This is a genomic window from Blattabacterium cuenoti (genome assembly GCF_014252015.1).
Taxonomy (GTDB): domain Bacteria; phylum Bacteroidota; class Bacteroidia; order Flavobacteriales; family Blattabacteriaceae; genus Blattabacterium; species Blattabacterium cuenoti_U.
Genome location: NZ_CP059206.1, coordinates 489343 through 507046, shown reverse-complemented (window position 1 = coordinate 507046; position 17704 = coordinate 489343). Strand labels below are relative to the sequence as shown.

Here is a 17704-nt window from a genome sequence, read left to right as displayed (position 1 = left end):
CATAAAAGAATCGTGATTAAAAAAAGTTACAATAAACATTTGATCATTTTATTCTTAAAATATCTGCTCCTAAAATACGTAATCTTTTATCTATATTTTCGTATCCTCTATCTATTTGCTCTATATTTTTAATAATACTCGTTCCTTTAGCAGAAAGAGCTGCTATAAGAAGAGATATTCCTGCTCTTATATCTGGAGAATTTAATATAGCTCCTCTTAAATAAGATTGATGATTAAGTCCTATAACAGTAGCTCTATGAGGATCACATAATATAATTTGTGCCCCCATTTCAATAAGTTTATCTACGAAAAATAATCTACTTTCAAACATTTTTTGATGAATTAAAACACTTCCTTTAGCTTGAGTAGCTACTACAGTTAAAATGCTCAATAAATCTGGAGTTAATCCAGGCCATGGAGCATCCGATATTGTCAATATTGCATTATTTAATAATTTTTTAATTTTATAAGATTTTTGAGATGGAATATAAATGTTATCTTTATTCTTTTCTAATTGAATTCCCATTTTATGAAATGTACTAGGAATAATTCCCAAGTTTTCCCAATTAACATTTTTAATTGTAATTTCAGAACAAGTCATAGCAGCTAGTCCTATCCAACTACCTATCTCTATCATATCAGGTAATATGGTATGGATACATCCTCCTAATTCTTTGACTCCAATTATATGAATTAAATTAGATCCTATTCCTTTAATTTTTGCTCCCATTTTATTTAATAACTTGCATAATTGTTGTATATAGGGTTCACAAGCGGCATTGTAGATAGTAGTTTTCCCTTTAGCTAAAGTTGCAGCCATAATTACATTAGCTGTTCCTGTAATAGAAGCTTCTTCCATTAAAATATATTCACCAATTAAACACTCTTTTTTTGTTCGTAAATCAAAATATTTAAATTCATTATGATAATATATATTGCTTCCCAATAGTTTTAATCCTGTTAGATGAGCATCTAAACGTCTTCTACCTATCCTATCTCCTCCAGGAATTGGAATACAAACTTTTCCAAATCTGGAAAGTAAAGGACCTGCAATCATAATTGATCCTCTAATAGATTTTCCATCTTCACGAAATTTTTTCGTATTTAAGTATTCAATATTTATATTTTTTGCTTGAAAAGTATAATCTCCAATTCCATTTTTTTTTACTGAAACTCCTAAATCTTTAAGAATTTGCATTAAACATTTAACATCTCCTATTTCTGGAACATTTTTAATCCTCAATTGTTCTGAAGTTAATAACACGGCACATAACACCTGCAAAGACTCATTTTTAGCCCCTTGTGGTTTAACTTTACCTTTTAAAGGGAATCCTCCTTTTATTTTGAAAACACCCATTATAATGATTTATAACTTTTTTTTTAGGAATATTTTTCTTTTTTTTTAAATCTTAATATATAAGAGCATTGTAATAATGAATCTGTATTTTTCATTAGACATATTTTTCCTTTTGAAAGTTCTTTTAAATCTTTAAATATAACGTCATCTTCCACCATATTTTTATTCCATCTTAAATAGTTTTTTTTCATTGTATTAGCAATAGCATAAAATAATCCTTCTTTTTTTTGCGTATCTTTGCAACGTATTGCTGCATGAATCATATTTCTTATTATTTTCCCATAATATCTAAAATTAGTTAAATATTCAGGATACACTACTTTCTTATTATAAAAGTTTATTTTTTGGGTTTCTTTGGGATTTGGTTTAGGAAAAGGAGTATCAATATCTAATTGATATTTAGACATAATAAATAGTTGATTCCATAATTTATGTTGAAAATAAGGAATTGACTTTTGAAATTTTTGAAATTTAGGATGAATAGAATACGTCATTAATTTGATAATTCCCCATGCACAACGATTTCTTTTTTTTCTATTTTTTATTTGAATAGCATAATCTATCATTTTATGAATATTTCTCCCATATTCTGGGATCACCAATTTGAAACGATTAGTGTTGTATTCCATAATATCTATTTAAAATTTAGTATTATTTTTGTTATAATAAGATGTTTTATCTAAAGTCAAAAGAATTTTTTTTTGAAAGAGATTTTTTCTTTCTTTACAAGAATGGTTAAAACAAAATGGACAATGATTATTAGAGCAAGCCTCAACGTGCACAGAAAGTTCTACTTTAGATCCAAATTCATTTTTAGTTAATTGAGTTAGTTTTTTTACTTCTTGATTAGCTTCTTTTATATTAAAGTACCATGGAACAGTTAGATGACAATCTATATGCAATGCACTCCCATATTTAATAATTTTTAAATGATGAAGATCTATCCAGTGAATATCTCTTTTTTTGTTGAGATAAAAAGATAGTTTTTTCAAAAGTTTTTTATCCGATTCATCCATAATTCCAGCTGCAGCATTCCTCAACAATTTGAATCCTGTATACAAAATTACAGATGAAAAAATAATAGAAATAATAGGATCTATCCATATACATTTAGTGATATTCAACAAAATTAATCCTGAAACTATGCCAAAAGTAGAATAGGTATCTATTTGAAGATGTTTTCCACTTGCTACTAATGTTAAAGCTCCATTTTTGTGTCCTATTTTACAGGCTAAAAATCCTAAAAAATAATTAATAATTCCAGTAAAGGACATCAAAATAACACCATAATCTAATCTGGATAAAAGAATTCTATGCATATTATATTTAATACGTATAAAAGTATTTATAAAAATAGTAATTCCTACTATAGAAATTAAAACACCTTCAATGGCAGTTGATATAAATTCTATTTTACCATGTCCATATGGATGATTTTGATCTTTAGGTAAAGATGAAATATAAAGGCTACATAATCCAATAAAACCACTAATAATATTTATTAAACTTTCCATAGCATCACTGAATATAGAAAGTGAAGAAGTAATATGCCAAGTAATTAATTTTATGAAAAATAAAATAACTGCTACAAAACAAATTATTTTTTGCAAATAAAAATTTAATTTAATTTTTTTTGAATCATCCATAAATTATTGTTATGAATAAATAACAAGTTTATCAAATTTGAGTAAAATTCTTTTTTCTCCCGATTGTTTAAATTTTATCAAAGCTATTTGATTTTTATTTTGCAATTCTATAACAGTTCCTAACCCAAAATTTTTGTGAAAAACTTTTACTCCTTTTTTAATATATTTAGAACATTCATATTTTTGATTAAAATAATTATGAATCTCATTTTTTTCTGATACATATTTATAATTTTCTATATCAATAAAATTATTATTAAGTTCATTAATGAAACGACTAGGTCTATTTTCTTTTTTTTCACCCCATATAAATCTATATTTTGCATAAGTCAGTACAGCTTTTTTTTGAGCTCTAGTTAAAGCAACATAAAATAAACGACGTTCTTCCTCTATTTTTATCTGGTTTTCAAAACTAGATTTTGATGGAAATAAATTCTCTTCTAATCCCACTATAAAAACAATAGAAAATTCTAATCCTTTAGATAAATGAACTGTCATTAATGAAACTTTGTTATTTTCATTTTCTTCATTACTTGTATTTTCATTTTTTTCCAAATAAAAAAATTGTAGAAAACCAAATAAACTTGTATTTCCACCTTTTTTTAATTTTTTTTGTTCTTTAACGTATTGAAATATATTATCAAGCATATATTTAAAATCTTCATGATTATAATTTTTAGAGTTTTCTTTCAATAAAAAATTGACTACATTTTTTGCTGTTATATATGCGTTATCTTGTTTTGCGTTAATACGTAACTTTTCTATTATAAGAATTAGATATATAAATCTATCTTTTGTTTTATTATTTATTTTTAGTATGCATTGATAATTTTTAATATTTTTTATTATGTTATAAATTATAGTTTCTTTTTTTATAGATAAACTTAAAATGTTTTTTACTACTTTTTTGTTTACTATTTTTATAATACGCAATAAAGATTCTTCATCATTTGGATTTACAATGATTCTAAGAAAAGCTAAAAAATCTCGAATTTCTTTCCGTTTTTCGAACGATATGGATCCATATATATGATATGGTATATTTTTTTTCTTTAGTGAATATTCTATAATATGCGATTGGATATTCGCTCTGTAAAGAATAGCAAAACTTTTATATTTTAAATTGGTTTCCTTTTTTATTGAAAGAATAGAAGAAGCAATATATTGTGCTTCTTCTATTTCAGAAGAAGCACAATATATCTTTATTTTTTCTCCTTTTTCATTATTTGTCCATATTTTTTTTGAAATTTGATTCTTATTAAAAGAAATAATATTGTTAGAGGCTTGCACAATATGGTTGGTAGAACGATAATTTTGTTCAAGACGAAAAATTTTAGCATTATTATAATCAAGATGAAAATTTAAAATATTTGAAATATCAGCTCCACGAAAAGCATAAATACTTTGAGCATCATCTCCTACTACAAAAAGATTTTTATGTTGAGAAACCAATTTCTTTATAAGAATGTATTGAGAAAAATTGGTATCTTGATATTCGTCAATTAATATATATTTAAATTTTTTTTGATACTTTTTAAGTATATTTGAAAAATAAAAAAATAAATGGTTAGTATAAAGTAATATATCATCGAAATCTAACGCATTTGCTTTAAAACAACGTTTTGTATAAATTTCATAAATTTTAGTAAAAAATTCTGATTTTTTATCTTCTGATTTTTTTTTATTGTATAAATAGTACAAATTATTTTTCCGTTCGGATATTTTTTTTCTTATTTCTTTAGGAGTTAGAAATGTATCTATGTTTATATCATTTAATATTTTTTTTATGACATTTTCTGAATCCTTATGATCATAAATAGTATAATTTGACTTAAATCCTAACCAATGAGATTCTTTTCTTAAAATATTGGAAAATATAGAATGAAAAGTTCCTATTGTTATTTGATCAAAATTGTTTTGATTTATCATCATGTTAGAAATACGATTTTTCATTTCTTCAGCAGCTTTTTTGGTAAAAGTCAAGGCCAATATATTATAAGGAGATATTCCTATATTTTGAATCATATGAACTATACGATGTGTAATAACACGTGTTTTTCCTGATCCTGCTCCAGCAATAACTAGTATAGGGCCATTAATAGTTTCTATAATTTTACGTTGATAGCAATTTAAGGAATCCATGATATGATATGGTGTTACTCATTTATTTATAAATATTCCATTTGTTTTTATAGTATTCATAAAAAATATTTTTTGTATCATTTAAAAAATTCGGATTTTTTTTCAAAAAAATTTTAGCAATTGGAAAGACATCTTTTATTAATTTATAATCTTTAATCAGATTTACAATACGAAAATAACTTTTTCCACTTTGTTTAGTTCCTATCAAATCTCCACCCCCACGTAACTTAAGATCTTCTTTGGCTATTTCCAATCCTTCATTTGTTTCACACATTTTTTTTATTCTAAAAGAACCTTCTACACTAATTTTATTATCAGTAACAAGGATACAATAACTTTGATGAATCCCTCTTCCTACTCTTCCTCTTAACTGATGTAATTGAGATAGACCAAAAAAATCTGCATTTTCTATTAAGATGACTGATGCGTTAGGAACATTTACACCTACTTCTATAACTGTAGTTGCTACTAAAATTTTGGTTTTTCCACGTAAAAATCGATTAATCTGTATTTCTTTTTCCTTAAAATTCATCTCTCCATGTAAAATTCCAATTTTATCTTCTATATTTTGAAATCTTTCTTTTATTTCCTGATATCCTTTTATTAAATTTTTATATTTTAAAGAAGTATTTATCGTAGGATATATAATGTAAATTTGCCTACCTATTGAAATTTGATCTTTCACTATTTTAAAAGCTTGATCTCTATTTCTATTACAATAATGAATAGTTTTAACAGGTTTTCTTCCTAAAGGCAATTTTTTTATGATAGAAATATTTAAATCATGGTAAATAATTTTTGCTAAAGTTCTAGGAATAGGTGTTGCTGTCATGATTAAAATATGAGGAGGATTATCATCTTTTTTCCAAATTTTATCTCTTTGTTCTACTCCAAAACGCTGTTCTTCATCTATAATTGCCAATCCAAGATTTTGAAACCTAACTTTTTCTTGAATTAAAGAATGTGTTCCTATTACAATAGATATTTTTCCTGTTAATATTTCATGATAAAGAGATTTTCGTATGGAATCAGAAGTAGAACTTGTTAACAATGTTATTTTAATTCCAATTTTTGAAAACATTTTTTTTATAGAATAATAATGTTGTATCGCTAAAATTTCAGTAGGTGCCATCAAACAGGATTGAAATCCGTTATCTAAAGCTACAAGCATAGATAACATAGCTATAATCGTTTTTCCACATCCCACTTCTCCTTGCAATAATCTATTCATTTGAGTGGGTTTTTTCAAATCATACCATATTTCTTTAAATACTTTTTTTTGTTCTCCTGTTAAAGTAAAAGGTAGAAAATATTTGTAAAAATTATGAAAGTTCTTACCTAATTTTGTAAAAGGATGACTATGTATAACTTTTTTTTTAGATAAAAAAAACAATTTTAATAAAAATAATTCTTCAAACTTTAAAGAATATTGAGCTTGTAATAAAGAATCTAAAGATTCTGGAAAATGAATTTGAATTAAAGCTTTTTTTCTTGACATTAATTTTTTGTTAATAAAATCTTGAAAAAAAAATTCATTTATATCATTTTTTAATTCTTTCATAAGATTTTGTAATAAATTGATCATGAAAAAATTATTTATTCCTTTTTTTTGAAAATTTTTAGGGATAGGATATACAGGAAATATTGAATGTTTTTTTACGGAAGAATGAAATTCTTTAATATTTGGGTGAATGATTTGAACTTTTTTTTGAAAATATTTAATTTTTCCATAAACTATTACTGTAATATTTTTTTTTATATTTTTTATAAAATCATTTTTTCTAAACCAAACTAATTCAATTGATCCCGTTTCATTTTCTAGATGTGCTATTAACATTTTTCCTTTTTTATTTTTATAGTTTATTTCTTCAATTTTAGTTATTTTACCCAATATTTGTATAAAACCATTGTTATTATTGCTATTTGATAATTCTGATATATTATTTATAGTATATAGATGTATATATCCTTTAGGATAAAAAAAAAGTAAGTCTTCATATGTATAAAGGTTTAATTCTGTATTAAATAAAATAGCTTGTCTTAAACTTAATCCTTTTAAATGTTTTATAGACTTTTTTAGAATATTACAGGACATAAAAAATAAATTATAATCCGTTTATATATCCAAAAAATATATAATTTTGTTGATTTTAAAAGGACATTTAGCTCAGTAGGTTTAGAGCGCTACTTTGACAGAGTAGAGGTCATCGGTTCAAATCCGATAGTGTCCACCAAGAATTATTTATTAAGTTTTATGATCTTAATTACTACTGTTAGAGAAGGAGAATCAATTGAAAAAGCTTTAAAAAAATGTAAAAAAAAATTTGATAAAACTCGTATTTTAAAAGAATTTAGAGAAAAACAACAATATATAAAACCTTCTGAAGGAAGAAGAAATGAAATATTGAAAGCAAAATATAGAGAACGGATGAAATTAAAAAAAGAAGAATAGATTTTTATTCAGAAATTCATATTTTTTTGTTTTTATTTATGATACATGAAGATACTTTATGGATTGATAGGAAAAGATATTAAATATTCTTTTTCTAGAAAATTTTTTTTAGAAAAATTTAAAAAGGAATCTATTATCAATACAGATTATAAGATTTTTGATATTCCAAAAATAGAAAATATATGGTTTATCTTTAAAAATACTTGTTTAAAAGGATGTAATGTAACCATCCCTTATAAAACAAGTATTATTCCTTTTTTAACTAAAGTTATGCCTGAAGTAAAATCAATAGGTTCTGTGAATGTAGTAAAAATTAATGATCAACATAGAACAGGATTTAACACAGATATTTTGGGTTTTGAATATTCTTTTAAAAAAGATTTGAATCAATTTATAAATAGAAAAAATTTAAAAGCATTAATTTTAGGAACAGGAGGTGTATCTAAAGCGATTTCTTTTGTTTTAAAACAATTACAAATTCCGTATCAATATGTTTCTAGAAAAAAAAATATGGATTTTTTGGTTTATGAAGATATAAACCAAAATTTATTAAAAGAATACAAAATCATCATTAATTGTACTCCTTTAGGGACATATCCTAATGTTCATGCATGCCCATCTTTACCTTATCAATATGTTTCTAACAAACATTATTTTTATGATTTAGTTTACAATCCTAATAAAACCTTGTTTTTAAAAAAGGCAGAAGAAAAAGGAGCTTTAATCAAAAATGGATTGGAAATGTTACATATCCAAGCTGATGAATCTTGGAAAATATGGCAAAATCATGAAATATAAAGAAATCTTTATGAGAAGAGCTTTACAATTAGCTAAAAATGGATTAGGGATGACATCTCCTAATCCTATGGTGGGATGTGTTATAGAGAGAAATGGAGTAATTTTGTCAGAAGGATGGCATTATAAAAAGAGAATGCTTCATGCTGAAGCATTGACAATTAATAATATAAAAAATAAATACTTATTTTTTGATTGTACTCTATATGTTACATTGGAACCATGTGTTCATTTTGGAGAAACTCCTCCTTGTGTGGATTTAATAATTAGAAATAATATACCAAGAGTAGTAGTGGGAATACAAGATCCTTGTGATAAAGTAAAAGGATTAGGAATACAAAAATTAAGGAAATATGGAATTGAAGTTATAGAAAATGTTTTAATAAATGAATGTCGTTTTTTAAATAAACGTTTTTTTACTTTCTATGAAAAAAAACGTCCTTATATTATATTGAAATGGGCACAAAGTGATGATGGTTTTATATATTCATATTCAGAAAATAAAAAAGATAATTGGATTAGTGGCATACATGCTAGACAACTAAATCATAAATGGAGATCTGAAGAAGACAGTGTTTTGGTAGGGAGAAAAACTGTATTAAATGATAATCCAAAACTAAATGTTAGAAAGTGGTTTGGAATAAATCCTATTAGAATTTTTATTGATAAAAAATTAAGTATATCTAACTCTCATTTTATCTTGGATGGATCACAACATACCATTGTTTTTACAGAAAAATACAAAAAAAACACAGAAAATATAGAATATATTCAAATTTCTTTCGAAAAAAAAATAATAAATCAAATATTGAATTTTTTGTATAAAAAAAAGATACTATCTTTAATAGTAGAAGGAGGAAAAAAAACACTAGAAAGTTTCATAAAAGAAAATGTTTGGGATGAATCTCGTGTTTTTATATGTGATGTTCTATTAAAAAGTGGATTAAAAGCACCCGAAATAGATGGAATTTTTTATAAAAAAATAAATATTGATAAAGATCAACTTAAAGTTTTTAATTTAAGATAAGAATTGAATGGTATCAATTTTATCTGCATAATCTTCCAATTTTGGATATTGTGTTTCTCCAAAAAGAACTTCTTCTTTTAAAAAATTTCTAGAAACTATACATTGTATATGATTTTTTTTTGCCATAATTGTTTTTTTTAATTGATTTAAATTCTTATAAAATTCATAATAAACTACAGATATTGGACTATGGTAATTTTTTTCTTCTTTTAAAAGAAGGAAATGATTTTTTTGAAAAGAAACTTTATTCATTGTGTAAATGGCCAAATAATATCTATAGTTATCTATATACTTATAATTTTTTGTAATATATTCGGATATAAATGATTTTTTTAAAATTAAGTAAACATTATAATTATAAGGTATAAATATTTTTCCTACATTCCTACATCCCCTTCCTGAATAAGTTAATATGTCTTTGTTTAAAGAAATTAAATCTTCTTCTGTTTCAGTTCCTTGCAAGACGGCTACAGAGGTTCTACTTTTTCTTAGTAAAAGAGGATATTTCCTGAAATAATATTCAAAGTAACGAGCTGTATTATGATTTCCAGTAGCTATTACATAATCAAATTTTTCATGAAACATGTTATTTGTAAATTTTATTTTATTTTTTAGTGTGGGTTTTTCATGTATTATTATTTTACATAAAAATGGAAGTAATAAATTATCTTCTTGAGATAATTTAATTATAATCTTATGTCCTGATAAAAGAACACATAATAAATCATGAAACCCTACCATTGGTACATTTCCAGGCATAATAACAAGAATTGTTTTATATTTTTTTTTTTTCTTTTTTATAAAAGAATATTTGTTAATCCAACATTCTAATTTTTCTTTTCTAAGAGTTTCTCCCCATTGGTTAAATGTTATTAATAAATCTTCTATTCTAAACCAGTTATTTGCAATAGTTATTTCCTTCATTATTTTTTGAAAAGAGGGAAAATATATTTTAGAATATTTAGAAAAACATTTTTTATTATATGCATAAAATTTTTTAACTTCTCTAAAGAATAGTCCTAAATTATCAAAAGTTCTAATCATTATTTTTAATCTATAAAATTCAATGTCCATAAAAATTACAGAAAAATGTATAAATTGTGGGGCTTGCGAACCCGAATGTCCTAATCAAGCAATTTATGAGGGAGGAAAAAAATGGAGAATGTCAGATGGTACTTCTTTGAAAAAGAATAAAATGTTGGATCCAACAATATTTCAGAAACCAAAAGATAACAATATATATTTTATTATTCCTGAAAAATGTACAGAGTGCGTAGGTTTTTATGATGAACCACAATGTGTTATAATTTGTCCGGTTAAATGTTGTATTCCAGATCAAAATAATTATGAAACTAAAGAAAAACTTTTTCAAAAAAAAATTTTTTTACATGGAACTCTTCATTCAAGAAATTAAGAGTTAACTAATAAAATGATGCTAAAAAATCAATCAAACATAAATTTTCATTGGAATACCTTTTTAAAGGATGAATATCATAAATCTTATTTTATAAAATTATTAAAATTTCTTAAAGTTGAGTATAATCACTTCATGTGCTTTCCCAAAAAAGAAAATATATTTTCTTGTTTAAGATATTGTTCTTTTCAAAAATTAAAAGTAGTTATTCTAGGACAAGATCCTTATCATGAAAAAAATCAAGCTGATGGTCTTTGTTTTTCTGTTCCTGATGGAATTCCTTTTCCTCCTTCATTAAAGAATATCTTTACAGAAGTTAATAATAGTTTTAATTTTAACAAAAAAAAAATATATATCCTACTAGTGGATCGTTAATTTATTGGGCAAAACAAGGAGTATTATTACTAAATTCAATATTAACAGTTAGAAAAGGTTTTCCTTTGTCTCATAAAAATATAGGATGGGAATTTTTTACGGATCAAATCATACGAACGATTTCTGATCGAAAAAAAAATATTGTTTTTCTTTTGTGGGGAAAATATGCGCAAAAAAAAATATCTTTAATTAACACTTTTCATAATCATTACGTTTTAAAAACTTCACATCCATCTCCATTTTCTGCTCATATGGGTTTTTTTGGATCTAAACATTTTGTAAAAACTAATGATTTTTTAAAAAAAATAGGAAAACAAACTATTTCTTGGTATTATTGGTATTAAAGGTTTTTACATGTGTATAGATCGATTTTCAAAATTCAGTAGGGCTACTTCTTTAAATGCCTCACTAAAAGTAGGATGTGGATGACATATTCTATATATATCCTCTGAAGAGGATTTAAATTCCATAGCGACAGATGCTTCCATAATCATATCTGAAGCATGATCTCCAATTATATGAACTCCTAGTATTTCATCTGTTTTTTTGTGTGAAATCATTTTTAAAAATCCCTCTGTACAGCCACTGGTACGAGCTCTTCCTAAAATTTTCATAGGAAAAATTCCTACATTATATTCTATTTTATTTTTCTTAATTTCATTTTCTGATAGTCCAATACTAGCTACTTCAGGATAAGTATAAATTACAGATGGTACTAAATCATAATTTAATTTATTAGGTTTTTGTCCCACTATATGTTCTACTGCATATAATCCCTCTTCTTCAGCTTTATGTGCTAACATTTTTCCACCTATAACATCTCCAATGGCATATATATTATGAATAGAAGTTTGTAAATCATCATTAACAAGTATAAATCCTTTTTTATCTATTTTTATTTCTACATTTTCTAATCCTAAATTTTTTGTATATGGAGTTCTTCCTATTGATAAAAGACAGTAATTACCTGTAAATTTAACTTTTTTTCCATTAGAATATTTTGCAATAACAGATATTTCTTTATGATTTTCTTGAAATATATTAGACACAGATAAAGAGGTTTCTATTTGAAAGGAAGATTTTTCTAATATTTTTCGCATTTCTTTACTTAAAGAATCATCCATATTTGATATAATTTTATCCATAGTTTCTATTATGATAATTTGACTTCCTAATCTATTAAAAATAGAACCTAATTCTAATCCAATTATTCCTCCTCCAATTATAATTAATTTTTTTGGAATTTCTTCTAAATTAATAGCTTCTGTAGAAGATATAATTCTACTTTTTATATCAAAATTTAAGTTAGATAAACATAAAGGTTTAGATCCTGTGGATATTATGCAATATTTAAATTGTATTTTTTCTTTTTCTTGCAAGGATATTCTATCTATTATAGATAGAATATTTTTATTTTTAAATGACCCTATTCCTTGATATAAATCAACTTTGTTTTTCCTCATTAGATATTTTATTCCATGATTTATATTTTTTACTATTTCATTTTTTCTATCCATCATTTTTATAAAATCAAAGAATAATTTTTCAAAAAAAATTCCATGTGAAGAATAATTATTTTTAGCTAATGAAAAATATTTAGAAGAATCTAAAAGAGATTTAGATGGAATGCATCCTACATTTAAACATGTACCACCTAATTCTTGATATTTTTCTATAATAGCTGTGCGGAGTCCTAATTGACTTGCTCTAATAGCAGATATATATCCTCCTGGACCAGAACCTATAATTACAAGATCATATAAATTATTCATTACAAAAATATTTTATATTTCATAAAGTTACACACATAATTATAATTACATATTTAATACGTATGCAAAAATGAGCGGAGCAACTATAGTAGCATCTGATTCTATGACAAATTTTGGAGTATCCTTATCAAGTTTTCCCCAAGTAATTTTTTCGTTAGGAATAGCCCCAGAATAAGATCCATAACTGGTCGTTGAATCAGAAATTTGACAAAAATAAGACCAAAATGGAGTGGGATGAAATCCTATATCTTGAGATAACATAGGGACCACACAAATAGGAAAATCTCCGGATATTCCACCCCCAATTTGAAAAAAACCTATTTTATGTTTAATGGATTCTTTTTGATACCATTTTGCTAAATACATCATATATTCAATTCCATTCTTTACAAGAAAAGGTTGAAACTGTTTTTTCATACAATATGAAGCAAAAATATTTCCTATTGTACTATCTTCCCATCCTGGAACTATTAGGGGGATATTTTTTTTTGCTGCAGCTAATACCCAACTCTCTTCTGAAGAGATATTATAATAGGGTTCTAAAATATTTTCTAATAACAATTGATAAATGTATTCATGTGGGAAATAACGTTCTGATTTTTCTTGAGCTCTTTTCCACATATTTAAGATATGTTTTTGTAATTCTTTAAAAGCTTGTTCTTCTGGAATACAAGTATCTGTTACTCTGTAATAACCTTTTTCTAAGAAATCCTTTTCCTCATCAGGAGTTAAATCTCTATAATTAGGAATTTTTTTGTAATGAGAATGAGCTATTAAATTTAATATATCTTCTTCTAGATTAGCTCCTGTACAAGAAATAATATGAACTTGATCTTTTCGTATCATTTCAGATAATATTTTTCCTAATTCCGCAGTACTCATTGCTCCTGCTAATGTAATCATCATTTTTCCATCATTTTGAATATGATATCTATATGCTTTAGCAGCTTCTGATAAAGTTAAAGCATTAAAATGAAGAAAATATTTGTTAATAAAAGAAGTCATAGGAGAGTCTTTCATAATTTTTATTATTTTATCTAGCTATTTGTACAGCTCGAGTTTCTCTAATCACTGTCACTTTGATTTGACCAGGATAAGTCATTTCGTTTTTTATCTTTTCTGTAATATCACAAGATAATTGAAAAGCTTTTTTATCATCAATTTTATCACTTTCAACTAATACACGTAATTCTCTTCCTGCTTGTATGGCGAAAGCTTTATTAACTCCATCAAAACTAAATGCTATATCTTCCAAATTTTTTAATCTTTTTGAATAAGATTCGAAAGAGTTTCTTCTTACTCCAGGACGAGCTCCACTAATAGAATCTGAAATTTGTACTATGGGAGATATTAACCCCTTCATCTCTATTTCATCATGATGTGAACCTATAGCATTACAAACTTCCATATTTTCTCCATATTTTTCTGCCCATTGCATCCCTAAAATGGCATGAGGAAGTTCTGATTCATTTTCAGGGACTTTTCCTATATCATGTAATAATCCGGCACGTTTTGCCAATTTAGCATTCAATCCTAATTCAGAAGCTAATATTCCTGATAAATGAGCAACTTCACGAGAATGTTGCAAAAGATTTTGTCCATAAGAAGAACGATATTTCATTCTTCCTACCATTCGGATTAATTCAGTATGTATTCCATGAATACCTAAATCTATAATATTTTTTTTCCCTATTTCTATTATTTCTTCTTCAATTTGTTTTTCTGTTTTTGCTACTATTTCTTCAATTCTAGCTGGATGTATACGTCCATCTATAACTAATTTATGAAGAGCTAATCGAGCTATTTCTCTTCGTATGGGGTTAAAACAAGATAAAAGAATTGCTTCCGGAGTATCATCTACAATAATTTCTACTCCCGTAGCTTTTTCTAAAGCTCTTATATTTCTTCCTTCTCGTCCAATAATACGACCTTTTACATCATCTGATTCTATGCTAAAAACGGATACCGCATTTTCAACTGCTTGTTCTGTTCCAATTCTTTGAATAGCTTGAATAATTATTTTTTTTGCCTCCATTTTTGCGGTTAATTCTGATTCTTCTATAATATTTAGTATATGAGTTTGTGCTTTGGCTTTCGCTTCTCCTTTAAGAATTTCAATTAATTCGTTTTTAGCTTCTTCAGAAGAATAATTAGATATTTTTTCAAGTAATTCCACTTGTTGAATATGTATATTATCAAATTCCTCTTGTTTTTTCTTAAGGATTTTATATTTTTTTTCGTTATCATGTATTTGTGTTTCTAAACGATTATTTCTTTTAAAATAGATTTCTATCTCTTTAGATAATCTATTTTCTTCTTCTCGTATTTTATTTTCTATATCAATTATTTTTTTTTCTCTTAAATGAACATCTGTTTCATGTTTAGATTTAAGTTCTATAAATTTTTCTTTTGCTTGAAGCATTTTCTTTCTTTTTATGGATTCTCCTTCTTTTTCTGCATTTTTTATGATTTTTTTTGCTTGAAAATTAGCTCTTTCTAATAATTGAATATATTTTTTTAATATGGTTTTTTTTCCAAAAAAATAACATGTAATAATTCCAATCACAAACCCCATTAGTACCGAAAATCCAACATTTATTTTCATATTCACTCAATTTAAATAAAAATAAAATAGACATTTTAATAACATTTTTTTAGTAAAAGTTGTAAAGTTTTTTTTAATGAAAACTTTAAAATATTTTAATTGAATCCAATATTAAGTATGTAAGTATGATAAATATACAAAATTAAAGATGAGATTTTTTATTAAAATATATTTTTAACAAACGGAATTTGAATACATTATATATTTGTATTATCTATATAAAAATTTTCATATAAATGAAACGAGCATATTTGGATAACGCTGCTTCCACTCCCATAAGAAACGAAGTTATGCAAGTAATGATAAATACATTAAAATATTCATTAGGAAATCCTTCTTCTATACAACATAGTTATGGAAGAGAAGCTCGTTCGATTCTAGAGGAATCTAGAATTTGTATAGCTAAAAATGTTAAAGTATCTCCTAATGAGATTATTTTTACTTCAGGAGGAACCGAAGCAAATAATCTGATATTAAGATCTTCAGTATTAGATTTAAATATCAGACATATTTTAACATCAAAATTAGAGCATCCTTCTGTATTGCATACTATTTCAGATTTATCTATTAGATACAAAATATCTGTAAATTTTATTTTAAATGATGAAAAAGGAATATTAGATTTTAATAATATGGAAGAAATTTTGAAAAAAAACATATCTAAAAAAACACTGGTAAGTTTAATGTACGTTAATAATGAAATTGGTAATTTATTAGAGGTAGATAAAGTCATTTTTTTATGTAAAAAATATAATGCTTATTTTCATTCAGATACTATACAGGCTATAGGAAACATCCCTATTGATATGGAAAAATTATCTTTTGATTTTGCTACTGCAAGTGCACATAAATTTTATGGACCAAAAGGAATAGGTTTAGCTATTATAAGAAGTCATATTTTAAAAAAAATAAAACCTTTTATTACTGGTGGAGTTCAAGAATATGGAATTCGTTCAGGAACCGAAAATATACATGGAATAGCAGGATTATCAGAAGCTATACGATTATCTTATTGTAACTTTCCAAGTTATATAAAAAAAATACAAAATTTAAAATCTTATTGTATTTCAGAATTAAAAAAAATAATTTCCAATATTATTTTTAATGGATTATCACATCATTCAGAAAAAAGTATTCCTTCTATCCTAAATTTTTTATATCCCACAAAAAAAGATCATTTATTATATTTTCATTTGGATCTTATGGGAGTTGCTGTTTCAAAAGGGAGTTCTTGCAATAGTAGTATCAAAAAAATATCTCATGTTATTCAATCTATAACGGATAAATCTTTACTTAATAAAACTATGCCTATTAGAATCTCTTTCGGAATTTTTAATGAAAAAGAAGATATTGATTCACTTATAAATGCTCTGCAAAAAATTAGAAAATAAGGAAATTTTTTGTAAAATATTTCAAATATCTTATTTATATTTACTTAAAACATGTAAATTAAATTACTATTAGTGAATCATTATAATTTTTTTCAATCCTCTGTTGGAAAGAAAGTGCTCATGGCTACTACGGGAGTTTTTTTAATGATTTTTTTGCTGTTACATTTGAGTGTTAATTTATTTCTTTTTTCAGGAGAAAAAGCTTTTAACGAAGCTGTTTATTTTATGAGAAAAAATATATTTATTCGAACAATGGAATATGTTCTTGCCATAGGTTTTTTAATTCATATTTTATTCGGAATAAAATTACATTTAGTAAATAAAAAAATAAAAGGAGAAGTTGATTATGCTATGAACTATTACTTATCTACTTCATTTAGTAGTCGTACAATGGTGTATACAGGAATTTTAATTTTCTGTTTTTTAGTTTTACATCTTATTAATTTCATGATTCCCATGAAATATTCAAATCATATAACTTCTGATTATAATATAGTAGTTTCTTTATTCAAAAATCCTTTTTATACATTTGTATATATATTTTCATTTTTAATTTTAGGTATTCATTTAAATCATGGATTTAAATCTTCTTTTCAATCTTTAGGACTATCTAACAAAAAAAGATTGATTTGGATACAAAGATTGGCTTCTTTATATCTGTGGTTCATTTGTTCTGGATTTTCTATCATTGCTATTTGGTTTTTTTTTAATAATAATTAAATATTTTT

Annotated in this window: 15 protein-coding genes, 1 tRNA gene and 1 pseudogene; 8 read left to right on the top strand and 9 right to left on the bottom strand. The window is 24.8% G+C overall.

All coding sequences use genetic code 11. The features are described from left to right. Positions 1-43: 43 nt before the first annotated feature. From murA to recG, 5 genes are read right to left on the bottom strand one after another with little or no spacing between them, the layout of a single operon-like run. Positions 44-1357 carry a UDP-N-acetylglucosamine 1-carboxyvinyltransferase gene (murA, locus tag H0H50_RS02485; protein WP_185867047.1) on the bottom strand — a complete coding sequence of 438 codons (1314 nt, stop codon included), beginning with the start codon at positions 1355-1357 and terminating at the stop codon, positions 44-46. A gap of 23 nt (positions 1358-1380) precedes the next feature. Beyond that, a complete protein-coding gene (locus tag H0H50_RS02480; RefSeq protein ID WP_185867046.1) occupies positions 1381-1986 on the bottom strand; it encodes a DUF4290 domain-containing protein in 606 nt (201 codons plus the stop codon). A gap of 9 nt (positions 1987-1995) precedes the next feature. Then, positions 1996-3003, bottom strand: coding sequence for a cation diffusion facilitator family transporter (locus H0H50_RS02475; RefSeq protein WP_185867045.1), 1008 nt, complete (start codon positions 3001-3003; stop codon positions 1996-1998). Positions 3004-3012: 9 nt separating this feature from the next. After that, complete coding sequence (locus H0H50_RS02470; RefSeq protein ID WP_185867044.1) at positions 3013-5145, bottom strand: ATP-dependent helicase; 2133 nt, start codon at positions 5143-5145, stop codon at positions 3013-3015. 22 nt (positions 5146-5167) lie between these two features. Beyond that, positions 5168-7240: an ATP-dependent DNA helicase RecG gene (gene recG / locus H0H50_RS02465; RefSeq protein ID WP_185867043.1), complete on the bottom strand. Its 2073-nt coding sequence runs from the start codon at positions 7238-7240 to the stop codon at positions 5168-5170. Positions 7241-7301: 61 nt separating this feature from the next. Between recG and H0H50_RS02460 the strand changes: the two genes are divergently transcribed. The 4 genes from H0H50_RS02460 to ribD all read left to right on the top strand — a co-directional run bounded on the left by H0H50_RS02460 (position 7302) and on the right by ribD (position 9419). Beyond that, positions 7302-7379 (top strand) — tRNA-Val (locus H0H50_RS02460). Between the two features lie 20 nt (positions 7380-7399). Further along, positions 7400-7597, top strand: a complete 198-nt coding sequence (gene rpsU, locus H0H50_RS02455) for a 30S ribosomal protein S21 (RefSeq protein WP_185867042.1) — start codon at positions 7400-7402, stop codon at positions 7595-7597. 45 nt (positions 7598-7642) lie between these two features. Continuing rightward, positions 7643-8395, top strand: coding sequence for a shikimate dehydrogenase family protein (locus H0H50_RS02450; protein ID WP_185867041.1), 753 nt, complete (start codon positions 7643-7645; stop codon positions 8393-8395). After that, a complete protein-coding gene (ribD, locus tag H0H50_RS02445; RefSeq protein ID WP_185867040.1) occupies positions 8385-9419 on the top strand; it encodes a bifunctional diaminohydroxyphosphoribosylaminopyrimidine deaminase/5-amino-6-(5-phosphoribosylamino)uracil reductase RibD in 1035 nt (344 codons plus the stop codon). The genes H0H50_RS02450 and ribD overlap by 11 nt, the downstream gene beginning before the upstream one ends. Here ribD and H0H50_RS02440 read toward each other — a convergent pair. Continuing rightward, on the bottom strand, positions 9411-10463 hold the full coding sequence (locus H0H50_RS02440) for an acyl-CoA reductase (RefSeq protein WP_185867039.1): 1053 nt from the start codon (positions 10461-10463) through the stop codon (positions 9411-9413). The two genes, ribD and H0H50_RS02440, sit on opposite strands and share 9 nt — an antisense overlap. A 22-nt stretch (positions 10464-10485) precedes the next feature. Here H0H50_RS02440 and H0H50_RS02435 point away from each other — a divergent pair, with 22 nt between their 5' ends. Both H0H50_RS02435 and H0H50_RS02430 read left to right on the top strand, forming a co-directional pair. Beyond that, complete coding sequence (locus tag H0H50_RS02435) at positions 10486-10833, top strand: 4Fe-4S binding protein (RefSeq protein ID WP_185867038.1); 348 nt, start codon at positions 10486-10488, stop codon at positions 10831-10833. Positions 10834-10851: 18 nt separating this feature from the next. Further along, a pseudogene (locus H0H50_RS02430) lies at positions 10852-11552 on the top strand (uracil-DNA glycosylase). A 6-nt stretch (positions 11553-11558) separates the two neighbouring features. Here H0H50_RS02430 and lpdA read toward each other — a convergent pair. From lpdA to rny, 3 genes are read right to left on the bottom strand one after another with little or no spacing between them, the layout of a single operon-like run. Then, positions 11559-12980 carry a dihydrolipoyl dehydrogenase gene (lpdA, locus tag H0H50_RS02425; RefSeq protein ID WP_185867037.1) on the bottom strand — a complete coding sequence of 474 codons (1422 nt, stop codon included), beginning with the start codon at positions 12978-12980 and terminating at the stop codon, positions 11559-11561. A 45-nt stretch (positions 12981-13025) separates the two neighbouring features. Continuing rightward, entirely contained in the window at positions 13026-14000 is a 975-nt protein-coding gene (locus tag H0H50_RS02420; RefSeq protein WP_185867036.1) for a deoxyhypusine synthase family protein, read from the bottom strand. Between the two features lie 13 nt (positions 14001-14013). After that, positions 14014-15585: a ribonuclease Y gene (gene rny, locus H0H50_RS02415; protein ID WP_185867035.1), complete on the bottom strand. Its 1572-nt coding sequence runs from the start codon at positions 15583-15585 to the stop codon at positions 14014-14016. 236 nt (positions 15586-15821) lie between these two features. Here rny and H0H50_RS02410 point away from each other — a divergent pair, with 236 nt between their 5' ends. Together H0H50_RS02410 and H0H50_RS02405 are read left to right on the top strand one after the other, a co-directional pair. Beyond that, positions 15822-16976 (top strand): cysteine desulfurase family protein, encoded by a 1155-nt coding sequence (locus H0H50_RS02410; RefSeq protein WP_185867034.1) that lies wholly within the window; start codon positions 15822-15824, stop codon positions 16974-16976. 72 nt (positions 16977-17048) lie between these two features. Further along, a complete protein-coding gene (locus tag H0H50_RS02405; RefSeq protein WP_185867033.1) occupies positions 17049-17696 on the top strand; it encodes a succinate dehydrogenase cytochrome b subunit in 648 nt (215 codons plus the stop codon). Positions 17697-17704: the final 8 nt, after the last annotated feature.

What these genes read in the sequence shown, in the direction of transcription:
- H0H50_RS02440 (WP_185867039.1), bottom strand. Translation starts at nt 10,463, where the DNA reads ATGATTAGAACTTTTGATAATTTAGGACTATTCTTTAGAGAAGTTAAA.
- H0H50_RS02475 (WP_185867045.1), bottom strand. Translation starts at nt 3,003, where the DNA reads ATGGATGATTCAAAAAAAATTAAATTAAATTTTTATTTGCAAAAAATA.
- rpsU (WP_185867042.1), top strand. Translation starts at nt 7,400, where the DNA reads ATGATCTTAATTACTACTGTTAGAGAAGGAGAATCAATTGAAAAAGCT.
- lpdA (WP_185867037.1), bottom strand. Translation starts at nt 12,980, where the DNA reads ATGAATAATTTATATGATCTTGTAATTATAGGTTCTGGTCCAGGAGGA.
- H0H50_RS02450 (WP_185867041.1), top strand. Translation starts at nt 7,643, where the DNA reads ATGAAGATACTTTATGGATTGATAGGAAAAGATATTAAATATTCTTTT.
- rny (WP_185867035.1), bottom strand. Translation starts at nt 15,585, where the DNA reads ATGAAAATAAATGTTGGATTTTCGGTACTAATGGGGTTTGTGATTGGA.
- H0H50_RS02420 (WP_185867036.1), bottom strand. Translation starts at nt 14,000, where the DNA reads ATGAAAGACTCTCCTATGACTTCTTTTATTAACAAATATTTTCTTCAT.
- ribD (WP_185867040.1), top strand. Translation starts at nt 8,385, where the DNA reads ATGAAATATAAAGAAATCTTTATGAGAAGAGCTTTACAATTAGCTAAA.
- H0H50_RS02470 (WP_185867044.1), bottom strand. Translation starts at nt 5,145, where the DNA reads ATGGATTCCTTAAATTGCTATCAACGTAAAATTATAGAAACTATTAAT.
- H0H50_RS02410 (WP_185867034.1), top strand. Translation starts at nt 15,822, where the DNA reads ATGAAACGAGCATATTTGGATAACGCTGCTTCCACTCCCATAAGAAAC.
- recG (WP_185867043.1), bottom strand. Translation starts at nt 7,240, where the DNA reads ATGTCCTGTAATATTCTAAAAAAGTCTATAAAACATTTAAAAGGATTA.
- H0H50_RS02435 (WP_185867038.1), top strand. Translation starts at nt 10,486, where the DNA reads ATGTCCATAAAAATTACAGAAAAATGTATAAATTGTGGGGCTTGCGAA.
- murA (WP_185867047.1), bottom strand. Translation starts at nt 1,357, where the DNA reads ATGGGTGTTTTCAAAATAAAAGGAGGATTCCCTTTAAAAGGTAAAGTT.
- H0H50_RS02480 (WP_185867046.1), bottom strand. Translation starts at nt 1,986, where the DNA reads ATGGAATACAACACTAATCGTTTCAAATTGGTGATCCCAGAATATGGG.